General features: G+C 60.2%; 16 protein-coding genes and 2 tRNA genes. 15 read left to right on the forward strand and 3 right to left on the reverse strand.

The window, feature by feature from the left end:
* Positions 1–133 precede the first annotated feature (133 nt).
* The 10 genes from PCA10_RS26735 (at position 134) to PCA10_RS26780 (ending at position 8,877) form a co-directional block, all read left to right on the forward strand.
* Complete coding sequence (locus PCA10_RS26735) at positions 134–2,365, forward strand: AsmA family protein (protein ID WP_016495217.1); 2,232 nt, start codon at positions 134–136, stop codon at positions 2,363–2,365.
* On the forward strand, positions 2,362–3,429 hold the full coding sequence (gene mutY / locus PCA10_RS26740; RefSeq protein WP_016495218.1) for an A/G-specific adenine glycosylase: 1,068 nt from the start codon (positions 2,362–2,364) through the stop codon (positions 3,427–3,429). The genes PCA10_RS26735 and mutY overlap by 4 nt, the downstream gene beginning before the upstream one ends.
* Positions 3,426–3,698 carry an oxidative damage protection protein gene (locus PCA10_RS26745; RefSeq protein ID WP_016495219.1) on the forward strand — a complete coding sequence of 91 codons (273 nt, stop codon included), beginning with the start codon at positions 3,426–3,428 and terminating at the stop codon, positions 3,696–3,698. Before mutY ends, PCA10_RS26745 begins: the two co-directional genes overlap by 4 nt.
* Before the next feature lie 75 nt (positions 3,699–3,773).
* Positions 3,774–3,849: transfer RNA gene (locus PCA10_RS26750), tRNA-Phe, on the forward strand.
* Between the two features lie 381 nt (positions 3,850–4,230).
* Positions 4,231–5,004, forward strand: a complete 774-nt coding sequence (locus PCA10_RS26755) for an ABC transporter ATP-binding protein (RefSeq protein ID WP_016495220.1) — start codon at positions 4,231–4,233, stop codon at positions 5,002–5,004.
* 19 nt (positions 5,005–5,023) lie between these two features.
* A complete protein-coding gene (locus PCA10_RS26760) occupies positions 5,024–5,776 on the forward strand; it encodes an ABC transporter substrate-binding protein (protein ID WP_016495221.1) in 753 nt (250 codons plus the stop codon).
* A gap of 48 nt (positions 5,777–5,824) precedes the next feature.
* A complete protein-coding gene (locus PCA10_RS26765) occupies positions 5,825–6,520 on the forward strand; it encodes an ABC transporter permease (RefSeq protein WP_016495222.1) in 696 nt (231 codons plus the stop codon).
* Complete coding sequence (locus PCA10_RS26770; protein WP_016495223.1) at positions 6,517–7,206, forward strand: ABC transporter permease; 690 nt, start codon at positions 6,517–6,519, stop codon at positions 7,204–7,206. The genes PCA10_RS26765 and PCA10_RS26770 overlap by 4 nt, the downstream gene beginning before the upstream one ends.
* Before the next feature lie 83 nt (positions 7,207–7,289).
* Positions 7,290–8,507, forward strand: a complete 1,218-nt coding sequence (locus PCA10_RS26775) for a methyltransferase (RefSeq protein ID WP_016495224.1) — start codon at positions 7,290–7,292, stop codon at positions 8,505–8,507.
* A 294-nt stretch (positions 8,508–8,801) separates the two neighbouring features.
* Positions 8,802–8,877: transfer RNA gene (locus PCA10_RS26780), tRNA-Thr, on the forward strand.
* 77 nt (positions 8,878–8,954) lie between these two features.
* Here PCA10_RS26780 and PCA10_RS26785 read toward each other — a convergent pair.
* A complete protein-coding gene (locus tag PCA10_RS26785; protein WP_016495225.1) occupies positions 8,955–9,245 on the reverse strand; it encodes a helix-turn-helix domain-containing protein in 291 nt (96 codons plus the stop codon).
* A 98-nt stretch (positions 9,246–9,343) separates the two neighbouring features.
* On the opposite strand from PCA10_RS26785, the gene PCA10_RS26790 reads away from it, so the two are divergent.
* From PCA10_RS26790 to PCA10_RS26805, 5 genes are all read left to right on the forward strand, one after another.
* Positions 9,344–9,670, forward strand: coding sequence for a hypothetical protein (locus tag PCA10_RS26790; RefSeq protein WP_016495226.1), 327 nt, complete (start codon positions 9,344–9,346; stop codon positions 9,668–9,670).
* Between the two features lie 146 nt (positions 9,671–9,816).
* Positions 9,817–10,809, forward strand: coding sequence for a DUF4917 family protein (locus PCA10_RS26795; protein ID WP_016495227.1), 993 nt, complete (start codon positions 9,817–9,819; stop codon positions 10,807–10,809).
* A gap of 519 nt (positions 10,810–11,328) precedes the next feature.
* The gene (locus PCA10_RS26800; RefSeq protein ID WP_016495228.1) at positions 11,329–11,607 is read left to right on the forward strand and encodes a type II toxin-antitoxin system HigB family toxin; all 279 of its coding nucleotides are present in this window, start codon (positions 11,329–11,331) and stop codon (positions 11,605–11,607) included.
* Positions 11,597–12,817, forward strand: a complete 1,221-nt coding sequence (locus tag PCA10_RS29875) for an ImmA/IrrE family metallo-endopeptidase (RefSeq protein ID WP_016495229.1) — start codon at positions 11,597–11,599, stop codon at positions 12,815–12,817. Before PCA10_RS26800 ends, PCA10_RS29875 begins: the two co-directional genes overlap by 11 nt.
* The gene (locus PCA10_RS26805; RefSeq protein WP_016495230.1) at positions 12,814–13,950 is read left to right on the forward strand and encodes a beta family protein; all 1,137 of its coding nucleotides are present in this window, start codon (positions 12,814–12,816) and stop codon (positions 13,948–13,950) included. The genes PCA10_RS29875 and PCA10_RS26805 overlap by 4 nt, the downstream gene beginning before the upstream one ends.
* A gap of 92 nt (positions 13,951–14,042) precedes the next feature.
* Here PCA10_RS26805 and PCA10_RS26810 read toward each other — a convergent pair whose 3' ends face one another.
* Both PCA10_RS26810 and PCA10_RS26815 read right to left on the reverse strand, forming a co-directional pair.
* Positions 14,043–14,321 carry a hypothetical protein gene (locus tag PCA10_RS26810; RefSeq protein WP_016495231.1) on the reverse strand — a complete coding sequence of 93 codons (279 nt, stop codon included), beginning with the start codon at positions 14,319–14,321 and terminating at the stop codon, positions 14,043–14,045.
* On the reverse strand, positions 14,311–15,036 hold the full coding sequence (locus PCA10_RS26815; RefSeq protein WP_016495232.1) for a hypothetical protein: 726 nt from the start codon (positions 15,034–15,036) through the stop codon (positions 14,311–14,313). The genes PCA10_RS26810 and PCA10_RS26815 overlap by 11 nt, the downstream gene beginning before the upstream one ends.
* Positions 15,037–15,259: the final 223 nt, after the last annotated feature.

A 15,259-nucleotide genomic window follows, 5' to 3' on the forward strand; every position in this document is an offset into this window, starting at 1 on the left:
AACCCACGCTGCAAATCACCATCCAAACTCCCTGACCAGGGGGCCGATGTCCGCGCCGCCACACGCCATCGCTGATGGCCCGGCGCTATACTCGGCACCTTCAATTCATCCGATCCACCACAAGGACTGGCCAATGAAAGCCTTCGGGAAAATCCTGGGCCTCATCTTCCTCGGGCTGTTGCTGATCATCGTGGCGGCGGGCTTCGCCCTGACCCACCTGTTCGACCCGAATGACTACAAGGACGAAATCCAGCAACTGGCCCGGGAAAAGGCCAACCTGGAACTGACCCTCAACGGCGACATCGGCTGGAGCCTGTTCCCCTGGCTCGGCCTGGAGCTGCATGAGGCCACCCTGGCTAGCGCCGTAACGCCGGAAAAGCCGTTCGCCAACCTCGACATGATCGGCCTCTCCGTGCGCGTGCTGCCGCTGCTGCGCCGCGAAGTGCAGATGAGCGACATCCGCGTCGAAGGCCTCAATCTCGACCTGCAGCGCGACGAAAAGGGCCGTGGCAACTGGGAAGACATCGGTCGCCCGCCCAAGCCCCCGGCAAGCGCCCAGGCCGATGCACCGGCCAGCCCCGCCCCCGCCGAAGGCACCGCGCAGGCGCCCGCCGCCGAGGAGCCCTCGCGCCCGATCCGGCTGGATATCGACAGCCTCACCGTGCGCAACGCCCGCATCGACTACAGCGATGCCAAGAGCGGCAAGCAGTTTTCCGCCGAAGGCATCGAGCTGACCACCGGCGCCATCCGCGAAGGCGCCAGCATCCCGGTCAAGCTCAGCGCCTTCTTCGGCACCAACCAGCCGGTGCTGCGCGCCAAGACCGAGCTCACCACCAACCTGCGTTTCGAGCGCGCCCTGAAGCGCTACCAGCTGGAAGACCTCAAGATCAATGGCGAGGCCTCGGGCGAACCGCTCAAGGGCAAGACCCTGGCCTTCAACGCCCAGGGCCAGTTGCTGGCCGATCTCGCAGCGAACGTCGCCGAATGGAACAGCCTGAAGCTTTCCGCCAACCAGCTGCGCGCCCTCGGCGAGCTGAAGGTTCGCGACCTGGACAAGGACGCGCGCCTGGAGGGCGGTCTGTCCATCGCGCAGCTCAACCTGCGCGAGTTCCTCACCGGCGTCGGCGTCGAGTTGCCGCCCATGAGCGACGCCAACGCCCTGCAGAAGTTCGAGCTGGTGACCAAGCTCACCGGCAGCGCCAACAGCATCGCCCTCGAAGGCCTGAACCTGAAGCTCGACGGCAGCAGCCTCAGCGGCCGCCTGGCCGTGGCCGACATCGCCAAGCAGGCCGTGCGCGTTCAGCTCAAGGGCGACAAGCTCGACCTCGACCGCTACCTGCCGCCCAAGTCCAAGGCCAAGCAGGAAGCCCAGACCGCGCGCCAGACCGAGGTGAAGTCCACCGCAGCTGCGGCCGTCAAAGGCAGCGCCCCGCTGCCCAACGCACCGACCCAGGCCGCCTGGAGCGAAACCCCGGTCCTGCCGATGGACCCGCTGCGCAAGGTCGACCTGGAAGCCACCCTGAACTTCGGCCAGTTCACCATCGACCGACTGCCCATGGATGACGTCAGCCTCAAGGCCAACGGCAAGAACGGCGTGCTGACCCTGGATGACCTGCGCGGCGGCCTGTTCGGCGGCAGCTTCCAGGCCAGCGCGCAACTCGACGCACGTCCGGCCGTGCCGCTGCTCAAGGCGCAGAAGCGCATCAGCAAGGTACCGGTAGAGAAACTCCTGCAAGCCCAGGGACAGAAACCGCCGGTGCGCGGCCTGCTGGACCTGCAAGCCGACATCAGCACCAGCGGCAACAGTCAGAAAGCCTGGGTCGACGGCCTCAACGGTACCGCCAGCTTCGCCCTGCACGACGGCGCGCTGCTCGACGCCAACCTCGAACAGCAGCTCTGCCAGGGCATCGCCACCCTCAACCGGAAAACCCTGAGCAGCACCCGTGGCGGGAGCGAGACCCCCTTCGAAGAACTCAAGGGCTCGCTCGTCTTCAACAACGGCGTGGCCAGCAACTCCGACCTGCGCGCCAGCATTCCCGGCCTCACCGTCAACGGTGAAGGCGCCATCGACCTGCGCGTACTCGGCCTGGACTACCGCCTGGGCGTGGTCATCAAGGGCGACAAGAGCGAGATGCCGGACCCGGCCTGCCAGGTGAACGAGCGCTACGTCGGCATCGAGTGGCCGCTGCGCTGCCGAGGCCCGCTGGAACTCGGCGCCAAGGCCTGCCGCCTCGACCAGGACGGCATGGGCAAGGTGGCCGCCAAGCTCGCCGGCGACAAGCTGAACCAGAAACTCGAGGAAAAGCTCGGCGACAAAGTCAGCCCGGAACTGAAGGACGCACTCAAGGGGCTGTTCAAACGATGACCCCCGAGCAGTTTTCCGGCGCCGTGCTGGAATGGTACGACCGGCACGGCCGCAAGGACCTGCCCTGGCAACAGGGCATCACCCCGTACCGCGTGTGGGTCTCCGAAATCATGTTGCAGCAGACCCAGGTGAGCACCGTGCTGGGTTACTTCGACCGCTTCATGGACGCCCTGCCCAGCGTGCAGGCCCTGGCCGAGGCGCCGGAAGACGAAGTGCTGCACCTCTGGACCGGCCTCGGCTACTACACCCGTGCACGCAACCTGCAGAAGACCGCGAAACTGGTGGTGGCCGAACACGGCGGCGAGTTCCCCCGTGACGTCGAGCGCCTGGCCGAGTTGCCCGGCATCGGCCGCTCCACCGCCGGCGCCATCGCCAGCCTGTCCATGGGACTGCGCGCGCCTATCCTCGACGGCAACGTCAAGCGCGTGCTGGCCCGCTACGTCGCCCAGGAGGGCTATCCGGGCGAGCCCAAGGTGGCAAAGCAGCTCTGGGAAGTGGCCGAGCGCTACACCCCGCACGCCCGCGTGAACAACTACACCCAGGCGATGATGGACCTGGGCGCCACGCTCTGTACCCGCAGCAAGCCCAGCTGCCTGCTCTGCCCCTTGCAGAGCGGCTGTCGCGCGCACCAGCTTGGCCGGGAAACCGCCTACCCCGCCTCCAAACCGCGCAAGGCCTTGCCGCAGAAGCGCACCCTGATGCCGCTGCTGGCCAGCGGCGACGGCGCCATCCTGCTCTATCGCCGCCCCTCCAGCGGGCTCTGGGGCGGACTCTGGAGCCTGCCGGAACTGGACGACCTGGAAGCCCTCGCGCCCCTGGCCAACCAGCACGCGCTGCATCTGGGCGAGTGCCGCGAACTCCCCGGCCTGACCCATACTTTCAGCCACTTCCAGTTGGCCATCGAACCCTGGCTGGTACGGGTGGAGGGCAGCGCCCCCGCCGTGGCCGAGGGCGACTGGCTCTGGTATAACCTCGCCACCCCGCCGCGCCTGGGCTTGGCCGCCCCGGTGAAGAAGCTGCTCAAGCGCGCGGCCGATGTTCTGAATGCAGGAGAAACGAGATGACCCGCAGCGTGATGTGCCGCAAATTCAAAGAGGAACTGCCGGGCCTGGAGCGTCCGCCGTATCCGGGCGCCAAGGGCGAGGACATCTTCAACAACGTCTCGAAGAAGGCCTGGGACGAGTGGCAGGCGCACCAGACCATGCTGATCAACGAGCGCCGTCTGAACATGATGAACGCCGAGGACCGCAAGTTCCTCCAGGCCGAAATGGACAAATTCCTCTCGGGCGAGGACTACGCCCAAGCCGAGGGTTATGTCCCCCCGAGCGCGTAAGCACCGGTATTAACTAAAATTTTTTTAGAAAGGTGTTGACGAGGTCGAAGCAAATCCGTTTAATAGCGCCCCGTTGCCCAGGTAGCTCAGTTGGTAGAGCAGGGGATTGAAAATCCCCGTGTCGGCGGTTCGATTCCGTCCCTGGGCACCACTAATACCATCCAAAGAGCCTCAGCCATGCGCTGGGGCTTTTTGTTTTCCGCCCTACCTCTCCCCGAGGACCAAAGGCCAGCCGGCCGGGCAGAAAGCGACCAATCCGCGCACTTGTGCCGAGAAATCCGGCTAACCCCCTGATTCAAAAGTAAAAAGCCAGGGTCAGGGGAAAAAGCTGCGCCGCCCGGGCATTCCGGGCCGGATCCGGGTCTTTTTTGATACCGCGACAAGCAACTGCAGCGATGCGACAACCTTCGACGCAGAGCGGCTGCCACGCCCCCGACGCGCTTGGCGCGTGGCAAAGCGCTATGCTAGCTTCCCCCACGCCAGGAAGGCCGCCCCACCGCCCGAGTGCCCCCGAAAAATAAGAGGACCCCCCATGGCCCAAGCCACACCAGCGCTTGAAATCCGTAACCTGCATAAACGCTACGGCGATCTCGAAGTGCTCAAGGGCATCTCCCTCACCGCCAACGACGGTGACGTGATCTCTATTCTCGGTTCCTCCGGCTCCGGCAAGTCCACCTTCCTGCGTTGCATCAACCTGCTGGAAAACCCCCACGAGGGCCAGATCCTGGTGGCGGGTGAAGAACTCAAGCTCAAGAAGAGCCGCGACGGCGAACTGGTTGCCGCCGACAACAAGCAGATCAATCGCATGCGCAGCGAGATCGGCTTCGTCTTCCAGAATTTCAACCTCTGGCCGCATATGACGGTGCTCGACAACATCATCGAAGCGCCGCGCCGCGTGCTGGGCCAGAGCCGCGCCGAAGCCACCGAGATCGCCGAAGCCCTATTGGCCAAGGTCGGTATCGGCGACAAGCGCCACGTCTACCCGACCCAGCTGTCCGGCGGCCAGCAGCAACGCGCAGCCATCGCCCGCACCCTGGCCATGCAACCGAAGGTCATCCTCTTCGATGAGCCGACCTCGGCGCTTGACCCGGAAATGGTACAAGAAGTGCTTAACGTGATCCGCGCACTCGCCGATGAAGGCCGCACCATGCTGCTGGTCACCCATGAAATGAACTTCGCCCGGAACGTCTCCAGCGAAGTGGTTTTCCTTCACCAAGGGCTGGTGGAGGAGCAGGGACCGCCACAGCAGGTATTTGACAACCCGCAATCGGCGCGCTGTAAACAATTCATGTCCAGCAATCGCTAAAACACGGAGCAAGATCGCAATGAAGAACTACAAGAAGATTCTGCTGGCCGCGGCCGTTACCCTGGCTTTCGGCACCAGCGCCGTCGCCGCCGACAAACTGAAGATCGGCACCGAAGGCGCCTACCCGCCCTTCAACCTCATCGACGCCAGCGGCCAGGTCGGCGGCTTCGACGTCGAGATCGCCCAGGCCCTCTGCGCCAAGATGAAAGCCGAGTGCGAAGTCGTGACTTCCGACTGGGACGGCATCATCCCCGCCCTCAACGCCAAGAAGTTCGACTTCCTCGCCGCCTCCATGTCCATCACTGAAGAGCGCAAGCAGGCCGTCGACTTCACCGAGCCCTACTACACCAACAAGCTGCAGTTCATCGCCCCGAAAGGCACCGAATTCAAGACCGACAAGGCCAGCCTGAAAGGCAAGGTGATCGGTGCCCAGCGCGCGACCATCGCCGGCACCTGGCTTGAAGACAACATGTCCGACATCGTCGACATCAAGCTGTACGACACCCAGGAAAACGCCTACCTCGACCTGTCCTCCGGCCGCGTCGATGGCGTACTGGCCGACAAGTTCGTGAACTGGGAATGGCTGAAGAGCGATGCCGGCAAGGACTTCGAGTTCAAGGGTGACCCGGTGTTCGACAACGACAAGATCGCCATCGCCGTGCGCAAAGGCGATCCGCTGCGCGAGAAGCTGAACACCGCCCTGAAGGAAATTGTCGCCGACGGCACCTACAAGAAGATCAACGACAAATACTTCCCCTTCAGCATCTACTGAGCTGCCCGTCCGGTGCCGCCCTCGCGCGGCACCGGCGCCTGACCTCCCATGACCCTAGACCTCTACGGATTCGGCCCGGCCCTGGCCGCAGGCGCACTCATGACCATCAAGTTGGCGCTGTCCGCGCTGACGGTGGGCCTGGTGCTCGGCCTGCTCGGCGCCCTGGCCAGAACTTCTTCCATCAAGCCGCTGCGGTGGCTGGGTGGCACTTACTCAACCCTCGTGCGCGGCGTGCCCGAGCTGCTCTGGGTCCTGCTGATCTATTTCGGCACGGTGAACCTGATGCATGCGCTGGGCGAGCTGTTCGGCAAGCCCGAGCTGGAACTCAACGCCTTCGCCGCCGGCACCATCGCCCTCGGCCTGTGCTTCGGCTCCTACGCCACCGAAGTGTTCCGTGGCGCGATCCTGGCCATTCCCAAGGGACACAGCGAAGCCGGCATGGCGCTTGGCCTGTCCAAGGGGCGCATCCTCTGGCGGGTGGTCCTGCCGCAGATGTGGCGCATCTCCCTGCCGGGCCTGGGCAACCTGTTCATGATCCTGATGAAGGACACCGCGCTGGTGTCCGTGATCGGCCTCGAGGAAATCATGCGCCGCTCGCAGATCGCCGTGACCGCCAGCAAGCAGCCCTTCACCTTCTTCATGGTGGCCGCCTTCATCTACCTGGGCCTGACCATCATCGCGATGATCGGCATGCATTGGCTTGAGAAGCGCGCCGGCCGTGGCTTCAAGCGGAGCGCAGCATGAACTGGGAAGTCATCTTCAAATACCTGCCGCAGCTGGCCCAGGGCGCCATTCTCACCCTGGAGCTGGTGGCCATCGCGGTGCTCGCCGGCCTGATCCTGGCGCTGCCCATGGGCATCGCCCGTGCGTCGCGCCACTGGTACGTGCGCGCCCTGCCCTACGGCTACATCTTCTTCTTCCGTGGCACGCCGCTGCTGGTACAGCTGTTCCTGGTCTACTACGGCCTGGCGCAATTCGAATCGGTGCGCAAAGGTCCGCTCTGGACCTACCTGCGCGACCCGTTCTGGTGCGCCGTGATCACCATGACCCTGCATACCGCGGCCTACATCGCCGAGATCCTGCGTGGCGCCATCCAGGCCGTTCCGCCAGGGGAGATCGAGGCGGCGCGGGCGCTGGGCATGTCGCGGTTCCAGGCGCTGTTCTACATCATCCTGCCGCGCGCGGCGCGCATCGGCCTGCCGGCCTACAGCAACGAGGTGATCCTGATGGTCAAGGCCAGCGCCCTGGCCAGTACCGTCACCCTGCTGGAACTCACCGGCATGTCGCGCACCATCATCGCCCGCACCTATATGCCGGTGGAGATCTTCTTCGCCGCGGGGCTCTTCTACCTGCTGATCGCCTTCGTGCTGGTACAGGCCTTCCGCCTGCTCGAACGCAAGCTGCGGGTGGACGCCCTGCAGGGCCGTTGAAACCTCGCCGCTCCTCGTCCACGGATGAGGAGCGGCAAGGCTGGCGTTATACTGCCCGCCCCTGATCCCCGCCGTCTCCCAGCATGACCAGCTCCGCGCCCCTCCATGGCCCACTCCTGCGAGAACGCTTCGCCGCCCTGGACGATTTCCTGCTGAAGCACCAGGAACTCTGGCGCCCGGTGCCGTTCACCGCCTTGCGACTGCCCTGGGAAGACCAGCACCCGCAACTGGCCGCCTGGCTGCGCGGACGCACCCTGGCCGAGGCGGACGCCATCCACAACCACCCCGAGCTGCTGCCGGCCCCGGCACCTTACCCACAGCTCGCGGAACGCTCGGCGAGCCTCAGCGACATCGGCGAACTGCCCGCCGCGCAAGTCGACCGGGTTCCCAATGGGTTCACCGTCGACGTGCCCGGACGCAAATGGCAGCAGATCGAGGCCTTCGCCAGCCGCCTGGGCTTTCTCCAGGCACCCCGGCACTGGCTGGACTGGTGCTCCGGAAAAGGCCACCTGGGCCGCCGCCTGGCCCATGATGGCGGCGCACTGACCTGCATCGAACTGGACCCACAACTGGTCGCCAGCGGCTTGCTGCTCAGCCAACGCCTCGGGATCGATGCCGAGCACTGCGAGCAGGACGCCCTGGCCGCCAACGCCGCGCAGCAACTCGACGCCCGGCACACACCCGTAGCCCTGCATGCCTGCGGCGACCTCCACGTGCGGCTGCTGCAACTGGCCAGCGCCGCAGGCTGCCGCCAGCTGGCCGTGGCTCCCTGCTGCTACAACCGCATCGACACACCCGACTACGAGCCGCTGTCGCAAACCGCCCGGGCCTCGGCGCTCAAGCTCAGCAAGGCCGACCTGCGTCTGCCCATCAGCGAAACCGTCACCGCCGGTTCCCGCGTGCGCCGCCAACGCGACCGGTCCATGGCCCGTCGCCTGGCCTTCGACCTGCTGCAACGGGAACTGCGCGGCGAAGACCACTACCTGCCAAGCCCGTCCCTGCCCACCAGTTGGCTGGACAAGCCCTTCGCCCACTATTGCCGCGACCTGTGCGAGCTGAAGCAACTGCCGGCACCGGACGACACCCGCGACTGGGACAAGCTGGAAGGCGCCGGCTGGCAGCGCCTGGCGGAGGTGCGCAACCTGGAACTCCCCCGCAGCCTGTTCCGTCGTCCAATGGAACTCTGGCTGCTGCTGGACCGCGCCCTGTTCCTCGAAGAACAGGGCTACCAGGTGACGCTCGGCAGCTTTTGCCAAGCCCAGCTCACGCCACGCAACATCCTGCTCTTGGCCGAGCGCTGAGCTTACCCACAGAACCTGTGGATAACTCTGTTGATGGAATCTGGGCAACCTGCCGCAAGCTCGTCGCCTGCGCGGCCCGCAGCCGATGGATGTTTTTTAGACAAGAATCCAAACACCAATGAAAACAGAAACTTGCGAAATTCCGAGACCTGGCGCACAAATTTTCAGGACGAACGTGCCAGAAGCGATTTCCATTGTGCATAAGCCCAACCGCACTGATACCCAAAGCGTTCCTCTTCTGCGTTGCAGAGGTTTACTCGCAACGCCCAATCGCTATAATGGCGGCCCTTCCTGGCCGGTATAGCTCAGCTGGTAGAGCAACTGACTTGTAATCAGTAGGTCCCGGGTTCGATTCCTGGTGCCGGCACCATATGCGTCAAAGACTTAGGCCCGCAGCGATGCGGGCCTAAGTCGTTTCTGGGCTGCGGTAAACACGAAATCAACACGCTAAGGGTTTTGACGCTTAGCAGCCTTCCTCGTCTTCGGTGAAGGTCCGCCCCGGCGCCTCTCTAGAAACTCCCCCATTAGCTCAAGTGGGGAGATGCCAAGGGCCTCAGCGAATTCCACTAGCTCGACGGCATCAACACGACGCTCCCCACGCTCGCATTTCGATACGAACGTCTGCGTGTTGCCAAGTCGCTCGGCCAACTCGACCTGGGAGACGCCCAAGCGCTTCCTGACGGCCCGCAGGACGGCAAGCAGCAGCTGGTAGTCGGCATTGTGGGTCGAGTTTGCCATCGTGCGGTGACCGGAAGTTCACCGCACGGTAAAGTCCGCTTCGGAATAGTCCAAAATGGACTATTTTGCATTTTTCAGCCCTCATGGAAGGTACCCCGATGCGACTCATCACGATCATTCTCGCAGCCGCTCTCACTGCGCCTGCTCTGGCCTCAGCAGCGCCGACCCAAGGGCAAAAGGACTTCATCAACTATCTGGTCAAGAGCGGCGAGGAGCCCAAGGTGAAGGATGCGGTCTGGATGACGGATAGGAACCTGTACGTCGGCGTTATCGACGACGGCAGCAGGCGCGACGGCTTCGCCGAGTACATCTGCTCCGTCGCGGACGATCACGGACTGAAGCCGAGCCTCGTCAAGATCATCGATATCGTGAAGGTTTCCCGCACTGGGAAATTTGTCGAGCTAGGCAAGACTTACTGCCGATAGGGCTACGGTCTTGAGGGAGCCATTGGCCGCTCCCTCTTCGCCGAAGCGTTGAAGGCTCGTATTAATTGAGGCTTGAGGCCAACCATACCCCTGAAGATACTGCCTCCTTCATTCAGTGACACCTGACTCGCAAAAGGAGATGCAGCATGCCCGTCATTTTGACATGGGGAGAAATCCAAGACCGGTTCACCGACAGCTTGCTCTTGGGAAACGGCGCAAGCATGGCGGTCCATGCTGATTTTGGATACGGATCGCTCTTTGAGACAGCTCGTCTGAATGGGCACATCACCCCCCAGGTAGCCGAAATCTTTGATCAATTCGGGGTAAACGACTTCGAGTTGGTCCTTCGGCGGCTATGGCAAGCAAAGCTAGTCATCCAAGCCCTCGAAATTCCACCGGGGAGAGTCGATGAGGCTTATGCAGAAGTAAGGAACGCCCTGATTGCTACAGTTCGCGATGCGCATGTTCGATACGAAGATGCCGAACCACATCTCGCATGGATTTACCCATTCATGGCACGTTTCACCACTGTGGCGTCCTTGAACTACGACCTGATCGTGTACTGGGCCGCAATGATGGGAAATCGGGATATTGGGCGCCACTTCAAAGACGGCTTTATCAATGGAGTATTTTGCGAAGACTGGCAGGAATTGCGCCAGCCCTACCGCGGGGCTAGAGGGGCCACCCTGTTCTTCTATCCGCACGGAAATTTAGCGCTCACCCGAACGCAGGATCATGGTGAGAGCAAAATCGGGACGCAAGATAACGGACGCTTGCTGGATGCGATTTTGCAGCGCTGGGAACAAGGCACCGCTGTACCCCTTTTTGTGTGTGAGGGTACGTCTGCCCATAAGAAGCAATCGATTGAAGGCTCGTCCTATCTCCAGCGCGTATACCGGGAGGTGATCTCCTCGATTGGCCCTTCACTTGTGATCTATGGATGGAGCCTCTCAGAACAAGACCAGCACATAGTGAATCAGCTACGTAGGCGGCCGCCACAACGCGTTGCCGTATCAGTCCGGGGCAACGACCAAGCGTTTGCTCAACGAGCAGAGGAGGCGCTGCTCCAGGCCGGTATTGAGGAGGTGGTCTTTTTCGACTCGGCCAGTCCCGGCTGCTGGAATAACCCTACCCCCTGAAGATACTGCCGCTTACCCCTGTTGGTGAACGTCTGCCTCTATGCTACTGAATGAAGAAGGCCGCCTATCAAGTCGGCCTTTTCGACATATGCGTGCTGATCCTGCGAACCAGATCAGTAGGAACAATCAATTCCTTCCGAGACTCCCGAGTCGCCGAACCCATGTGGCTGAACTTGAGGAATCGCATGGTCGCTAGGCTATAGCGACCGACCCGTCAACGCAGAACTGATCCTTTCTGCAATCCCCGATGACTTCGGCCACGAGAACCAGTTCGCTTGGGCTCCCAGCGTCCACGGTGCTCCGAGCCCACGCCCAGAAATGACTCGTACGCGTTGCAGCGACCATTGATTGCCACGGCCCGAGCACCCTCGCAGCCGCTAATGGTGAACCGGAGACCGCGCCTTGGCCACAGAGACTGCTCGGCGCCTCCCTTCGAACGCCAACCCATAAATTTCCCAATTTGGGAGCTTGACGAACACCGAGCCCAGGAGGATGATCTTCCCAAATCGGGAAAATCATATGCGACTCATCGGACGTGAAAAGCTTGCCAGCCTCAAAGGCATCGGCAATGAAATTGAGAAGTGGGTTCTTAGCTGGATCGCTGAGGTAACGAATGCTCACTGGAAGCACCCTGCTGACGTGCGCAATCAGTTCCCTAATGCCAAAGAAAAAGGCAATGGCAGTTTTTTGTTTCCTGTTGGTAACTGTGATGTGGCGATTCAGCTTCTCATCGCGTTCCCACAAGGCATTGCTCTTATCACAGATCTAAAAGCTAGCGAAGACACTCATGAACACTAAGGTCATCCGGACAGAAGAACAGTACCGAGCATACCTTGAAGAAGTTCAGGTACTCATGGCCCAAGCCCCTGCGCTCTACACAGAAGAGAGCGACAGGCTGGAAGTCCTGACTGTATTACTTGAGGCATATGAAAATAGTAAATATCCGGTTGAGCCTCCGGACCCAATTGATGCAATTCTATTTCGAATGCAAGAGAAGGGACTCAAGCAAGCAGACCTAGTTCCATATTTTGGAACTAGCAGTCGCGTATCTGAAGTCCTACATAGAAAAAGACCACTCACCGTACAAATGATCCGCGCACTTTCTCTTGGTCTAGGGCTATCCGCAGAAACACTCGTTGGGCTTTCAGCGCCAGACACTGAGCAATCAAAGAAAGAAATCGATTGGTCAAAGTTCCCGATTAAAGAGATGACTCGACGCGGCTGGCTGCAGAACATTTCTCATCAAGCGAAGACATCTGTTGAGGACATAGTCAGAGGATTTATCTCGGATGCAGGCCTTCAATTCGGATCAGCATCATTCCGAAGAACACTATCCGGCGAGGCGAAGTCCCCAACAACACAATATTCGCTATATGCATGGCTAGCCCGAGTAATACAGAGCTCCCGCGAAAAAAAAGCAAAACTAGGGACCTTCCGAGATGATCATCTCTCAAGTAATTTTTTGCGAGAACTAGCTCAACTAAGCTGGTCAGATCAGGGCCCCCTACTTGCTGTCGAATATTTAGAAAAGCAAGGCATTGCAGTTGTTATCGAGCCACACCTTAAAGGGACGCAACTAGATGGTGCTGCCCTAAAGGATATAGATGGAACACCTATAGTTGCCTTAACGCTCCGCTACGATAGACTTGATAATTTTTGGTTTACACTGCTCCATGAAGTAGCACACCTTTGGAAGCATGTAGGGAACGAAGATGCATTCCTAGATGATCTCAATACAGAGTCTGAAGATCGGCGCGAGGCAGAGGCCAACCGATTAGCGCGAGAAGCTTTCATCCCTAGAGGCGTATGGCGAAGAAGCGATGCTTTTATTGCACCCAGCAGGGAAAGCATTGAGAAACTTGCAAAAGAATTAAAAATACACCCTTCCATCATTGCAGGAAGATTAAGAAAAGAATCTGGAAACTACAGTCTTTTCCCGGACTTAACGGGACAGCATCAAGTGAAGGCGTTATTTCTATCAACGGCTGAGTGCGAGGCATTAAAATGACCCCTCGATACGTACCTTTGTTGAAGGCTCTAGACAGTGAGTGCCAAGCGATTGTCAAGATGGGAAAATCAGTCGCGGATAGTATTTGCCCGCTTTTTGAGGTTCCTCGCATTGGGAAAAACATCACTGAAGCTAAGCGCTTTGAGGGATGCACTCAACTAAAAATGGCTTATCTCAATGAGATAACAGATAGAATTGCCATCACCTGGAAAGATCGGCCGGCGATGGTCGACGCCTATCAATGGCAACCAGGGGACACAGTCGAGTCAGGGGAACATATAGTTCAGTATATGTATGGACGACTCGCTTCGCTTGGCGTCGATGTAATTCCCGTTATCGGATATGACCGCTGGGATAACCAAGCATATCGCCTAGCAGTTCAGAAGCTGGACCCCGTGAAAATCTCTAAGTCCTGCATACGTTTGGACGCGCAGGCCTTAGAAGATTCCGAAGAACCAGACTTCTTCGAAGAAAACATTGAGTCAATCCTAGATGGCTTAGCTCTTGAACCAGCCAAATGCTCTATATTGATTGACTTTGGAGATGCTACTGGCTGGTCCGTAGAAGGCATGATAGAAAAAACAGAGGCCATGCTTGCCATTCTTGAAAAATATGGTTTCAAGTACATCGTCACCGCCGGATGCTCGCTACCTAAATCCATCGATTTAGCGGTCAAGAAGCCGGACACCACCGGAATTATACCCCGGAAAGAAATGTTACTCTGGCAAGCAATGCGTCAAAGTCATCCTAAAAGCCGGATTGTCTACGGCGACTATGGGGTCCGGGGTCCAACTAGTAACGAAGGTGTGAGGAACCCGCACGCCAACGGGAAGATAAGACACACCATAGACAAACACTTCTTCATCGTTCGCGGCCACTCCATGAAGCTCCCAGGGAAGGGCCAGCAGATGTGGGGACTTGCCAAAACGGTTGTGGATTCTCAGCACTATATGGGCGAAGAATTCAGCTGGGGCGATAAGCGAATTTATGAATGCAGCCAGAAAAAGTGCATGGGCGGTCACCCGCAATGGATAACCAATGATACTAGCCATCACTTGGCTTATGCCGTCGCGGAAGTCCACAACTTTGAACTGTCCGTCATGGCCACTGGAAACCTCGAGAAAACTCACTGATGTTCGATTAGCTTGCATGGCTCCGTAAGCCCATGAAAAGGAAGGGGCCGCCCGGATGGACGGCCCCTTCGAACACAGCCTGGCAACACCCGCTAGGACACGAACGCAAGGTGAGCCAGATTGAAGGGCAATGCGTCGGCCTTGCACTTAGTGGCACGGTCCACGTACAGATCCAACTGCCGGCAGTACGGCAAGCCGGTCAGCTCGGCGGCCTCGTCGAACGACTCAGAACCGAACGGCACGCCGACCCGAGCAGCCTGGTCGGCCAAGGCCTCCAGCAAACAGGAGCCAGTACGCAGAACGACGGCAATGCCCACCAGGGCGATTGATACCGGGTCCTGCGGCCCGTATTCATTCTGTCTAGTCACCATGTTTCAGCTCCTGGAGCACCTGAACATCGATGGCCTGTGTCCGCATCGCCAGGGCCACGGTGTCGTATCCATTGGTCCTGCCTTGCTCCCAGGCGCGCACGGCAAGCACGATGCCCTGGAGGCGGGCGTCGCCGATCTTCAGGTACTCCTGCACCTTCCTGAAATCATCGAGCAGCATGGCCGATGCCAGCGCCTGCGGGCTAACCGTACGGTCCTTCGTCGGCATCGCGTCGAGCAGGGAGAGGACAGCAGCGGCCAGGGGTTCGTTCTTGGTACCCACGGCGACCTGGGCCATGTGGCCCAACTCGGCGGCCCCAGCATGAGCAAGCTGCTGTAGGTAAGCAGTACGACGAGCGTCGCCCAAGGCGATGCGGGACAGCACTTTGACCGGGCTGTCGTAGTACGAGCGTTGCGCGATTAGCTTCGAATGGGACGGCCCGGCCTCTTTGAACAGGCGATCCAACTCGGCGCGGGAGTTGTCCTTGATCTGACGAATGGAGGCCAGGGTCTCGGACTCGGCAAAGCGAGCACGATCCGCCTCCCCAATGGCGGCCGCCTTCCAGCGGCTCGCAATCTCAGCCTTCCTGGCTGCAACATCCTTTTGCAGACGCTCAATGGCCTTAAGTACGCGGGTGTGGAGGGTATCCAGGGCGGAGGCGAGTTCGCCGATTTGCTGAGGGGTCAGTAGCGGGGTGTTGGTGAGTTCGATCTTCATGCTCGTTGGCTCCTCTGAGGTTGGTCTCCTCCGGTCGCCAGTAACGAGCGCATCCCCCCAGCCGGGGTGGTCACGCGCCTGTGCGCGACCGGATGCTTGCAATGTGTCGCGAAGCGTTGGAGGCGCATGCCATCGATCATCGAGCCTGTTTCAGCCGTGTTCACCCTCCATCAGCCACAGGTGCGGAGCCTTGTGCCCTTTGGGTTCAGCGCTACTTAGTGCC

The organism is Pseudomonas resinovorans NBRC 106553 (assembly GCF_000412695.1).
In the GTDB taxonomy this organism is placed as follows: domain Bacteria; phylum Pseudomonadota; class Gammaproteobacteria; order Pseudomonadales; family Pseudomonadaceae; genus Metapseudomonas; species Metapseudomonas resinovorans_A.

What these genes read in the sequence shown, in the direction of transcription:
- PCA10_RS26735 (WP_016495217.1), top strand. Translation starts at nt 134, where the DNA reads ATGAAAGCCTTCGGGAAAATCCTGGGCCTCATCTTCCTCGGGCTGTTG.
- mutY (WP_016495218.1), top strand. Translation starts at nt 2,362, where the DNA reads ATGACCCCCGAGCAGTTTTCCGGCGCCGTGCTGGAATGGTACGACCGG.
- PCA10_RS26745 (WP_016495219.1), top strand. Translation starts at nt 3,426, where the DNA reads ATGACCCGCAGCGTGATGTGCCGCAAATTCAAAGAGGAACTGCCGGGC.
- PCA10_RS26755 (WP_016495220.1), top strand. Translation starts at nt 4,231, where the DNA reads ATGGCCCAAGCCACACCAGCGCTTGAAATCCGTAACCTGCATAAACGC.
- PCA10_RS26760 (WP_016495221.1), top strand. Translation starts at nt 5,024, where the DNA reads ATGAAGAACTACAAGAAGATTCTGCTGGCCGCGGCCGTTACCCTGGCT.
- PCA10_RS26765 (WP_016495222.1), top strand. Translation starts at nt 5,825, where the DNA reads ATGACCCTAGACCTCTACGGATTCGGCCCGGCCCTGGCCGCAGGCGCA.
- PCA10_RS26770 (WP_016495223.1), top strand. Translation starts at nt 6,517, where the DNA reads ATGAACTGGGAAGTCATCTTCAAATACCTGCCGCAGCTGGCCCAGGGC.
- PCA10_RS26775 (WP_016495224.1), top strand. Translation starts at nt 7,290, where the DNA reads ATGACCAGCTCCGCGCCCCTCCATGGCCCACTCCTGCGAGAACGCTTC.
- PCA10_RS26785 (WP_016495225.1), bottom strand. Translation starts at nt 9,245, where the DNA reads ATGGCAAACTCGACCCACAATGCCGACTACCAGCTGCTGCTTGCCGTC.
- PCA10_RS26790 (WP_016495226.1), top strand. Translation starts at nt 9,344, where the DNA reads ATGCGACTCATCACGATCATTCTCGCAGCCGCTCTCACTGCGCCTGCT.
- PCA10_RS26795 (WP_016495227.1), top strand. Translation starts at nt 9,817, where the DNA reads ATGCCCGTCATTTTGACATGGGGAGAAATCCAAGACCGGTTCACCGAC.
- PCA10_RS26800 (WP_016495228.1), top strand. Translation starts at nt 11,329, where the DNA reads ATGCGACTCATCGGACGTGAAAAGCTTGCCAGCCTCAAAGGCATCGGC.
- PCA10_RS29875 (WP_016495229.1), top strand. Translation starts at nt 11,597, where the DNA reads ATGAACACTAAGGTCATCCGGACAGAAGAACAGTACCGAGCATACCTT.
- PCA10_RS26805 (WP_016495230.1), top strand. Translation starts at nt 12,814, where the DNA reads ATGACCCCTCGATACGTACCTTTGTTGAAGGCTCTAGACAGTGAGTGC.
- PCA10_RS26810 (WP_016495231.1), bottom strand. Translation starts at nt 14,321, where the DNA reads ATGGTGACTAGACAGAATGAATACGGGCCGCAGGACCCGGTATCAATC.
- PCA10_RS26815 (WP_016495232.1), bottom strand. Translation starts at nt 15,036, where the DNA reads ATGAAGATCGAACTCACCAACACCCCGCTACTGACCCCTCAGCAAATC.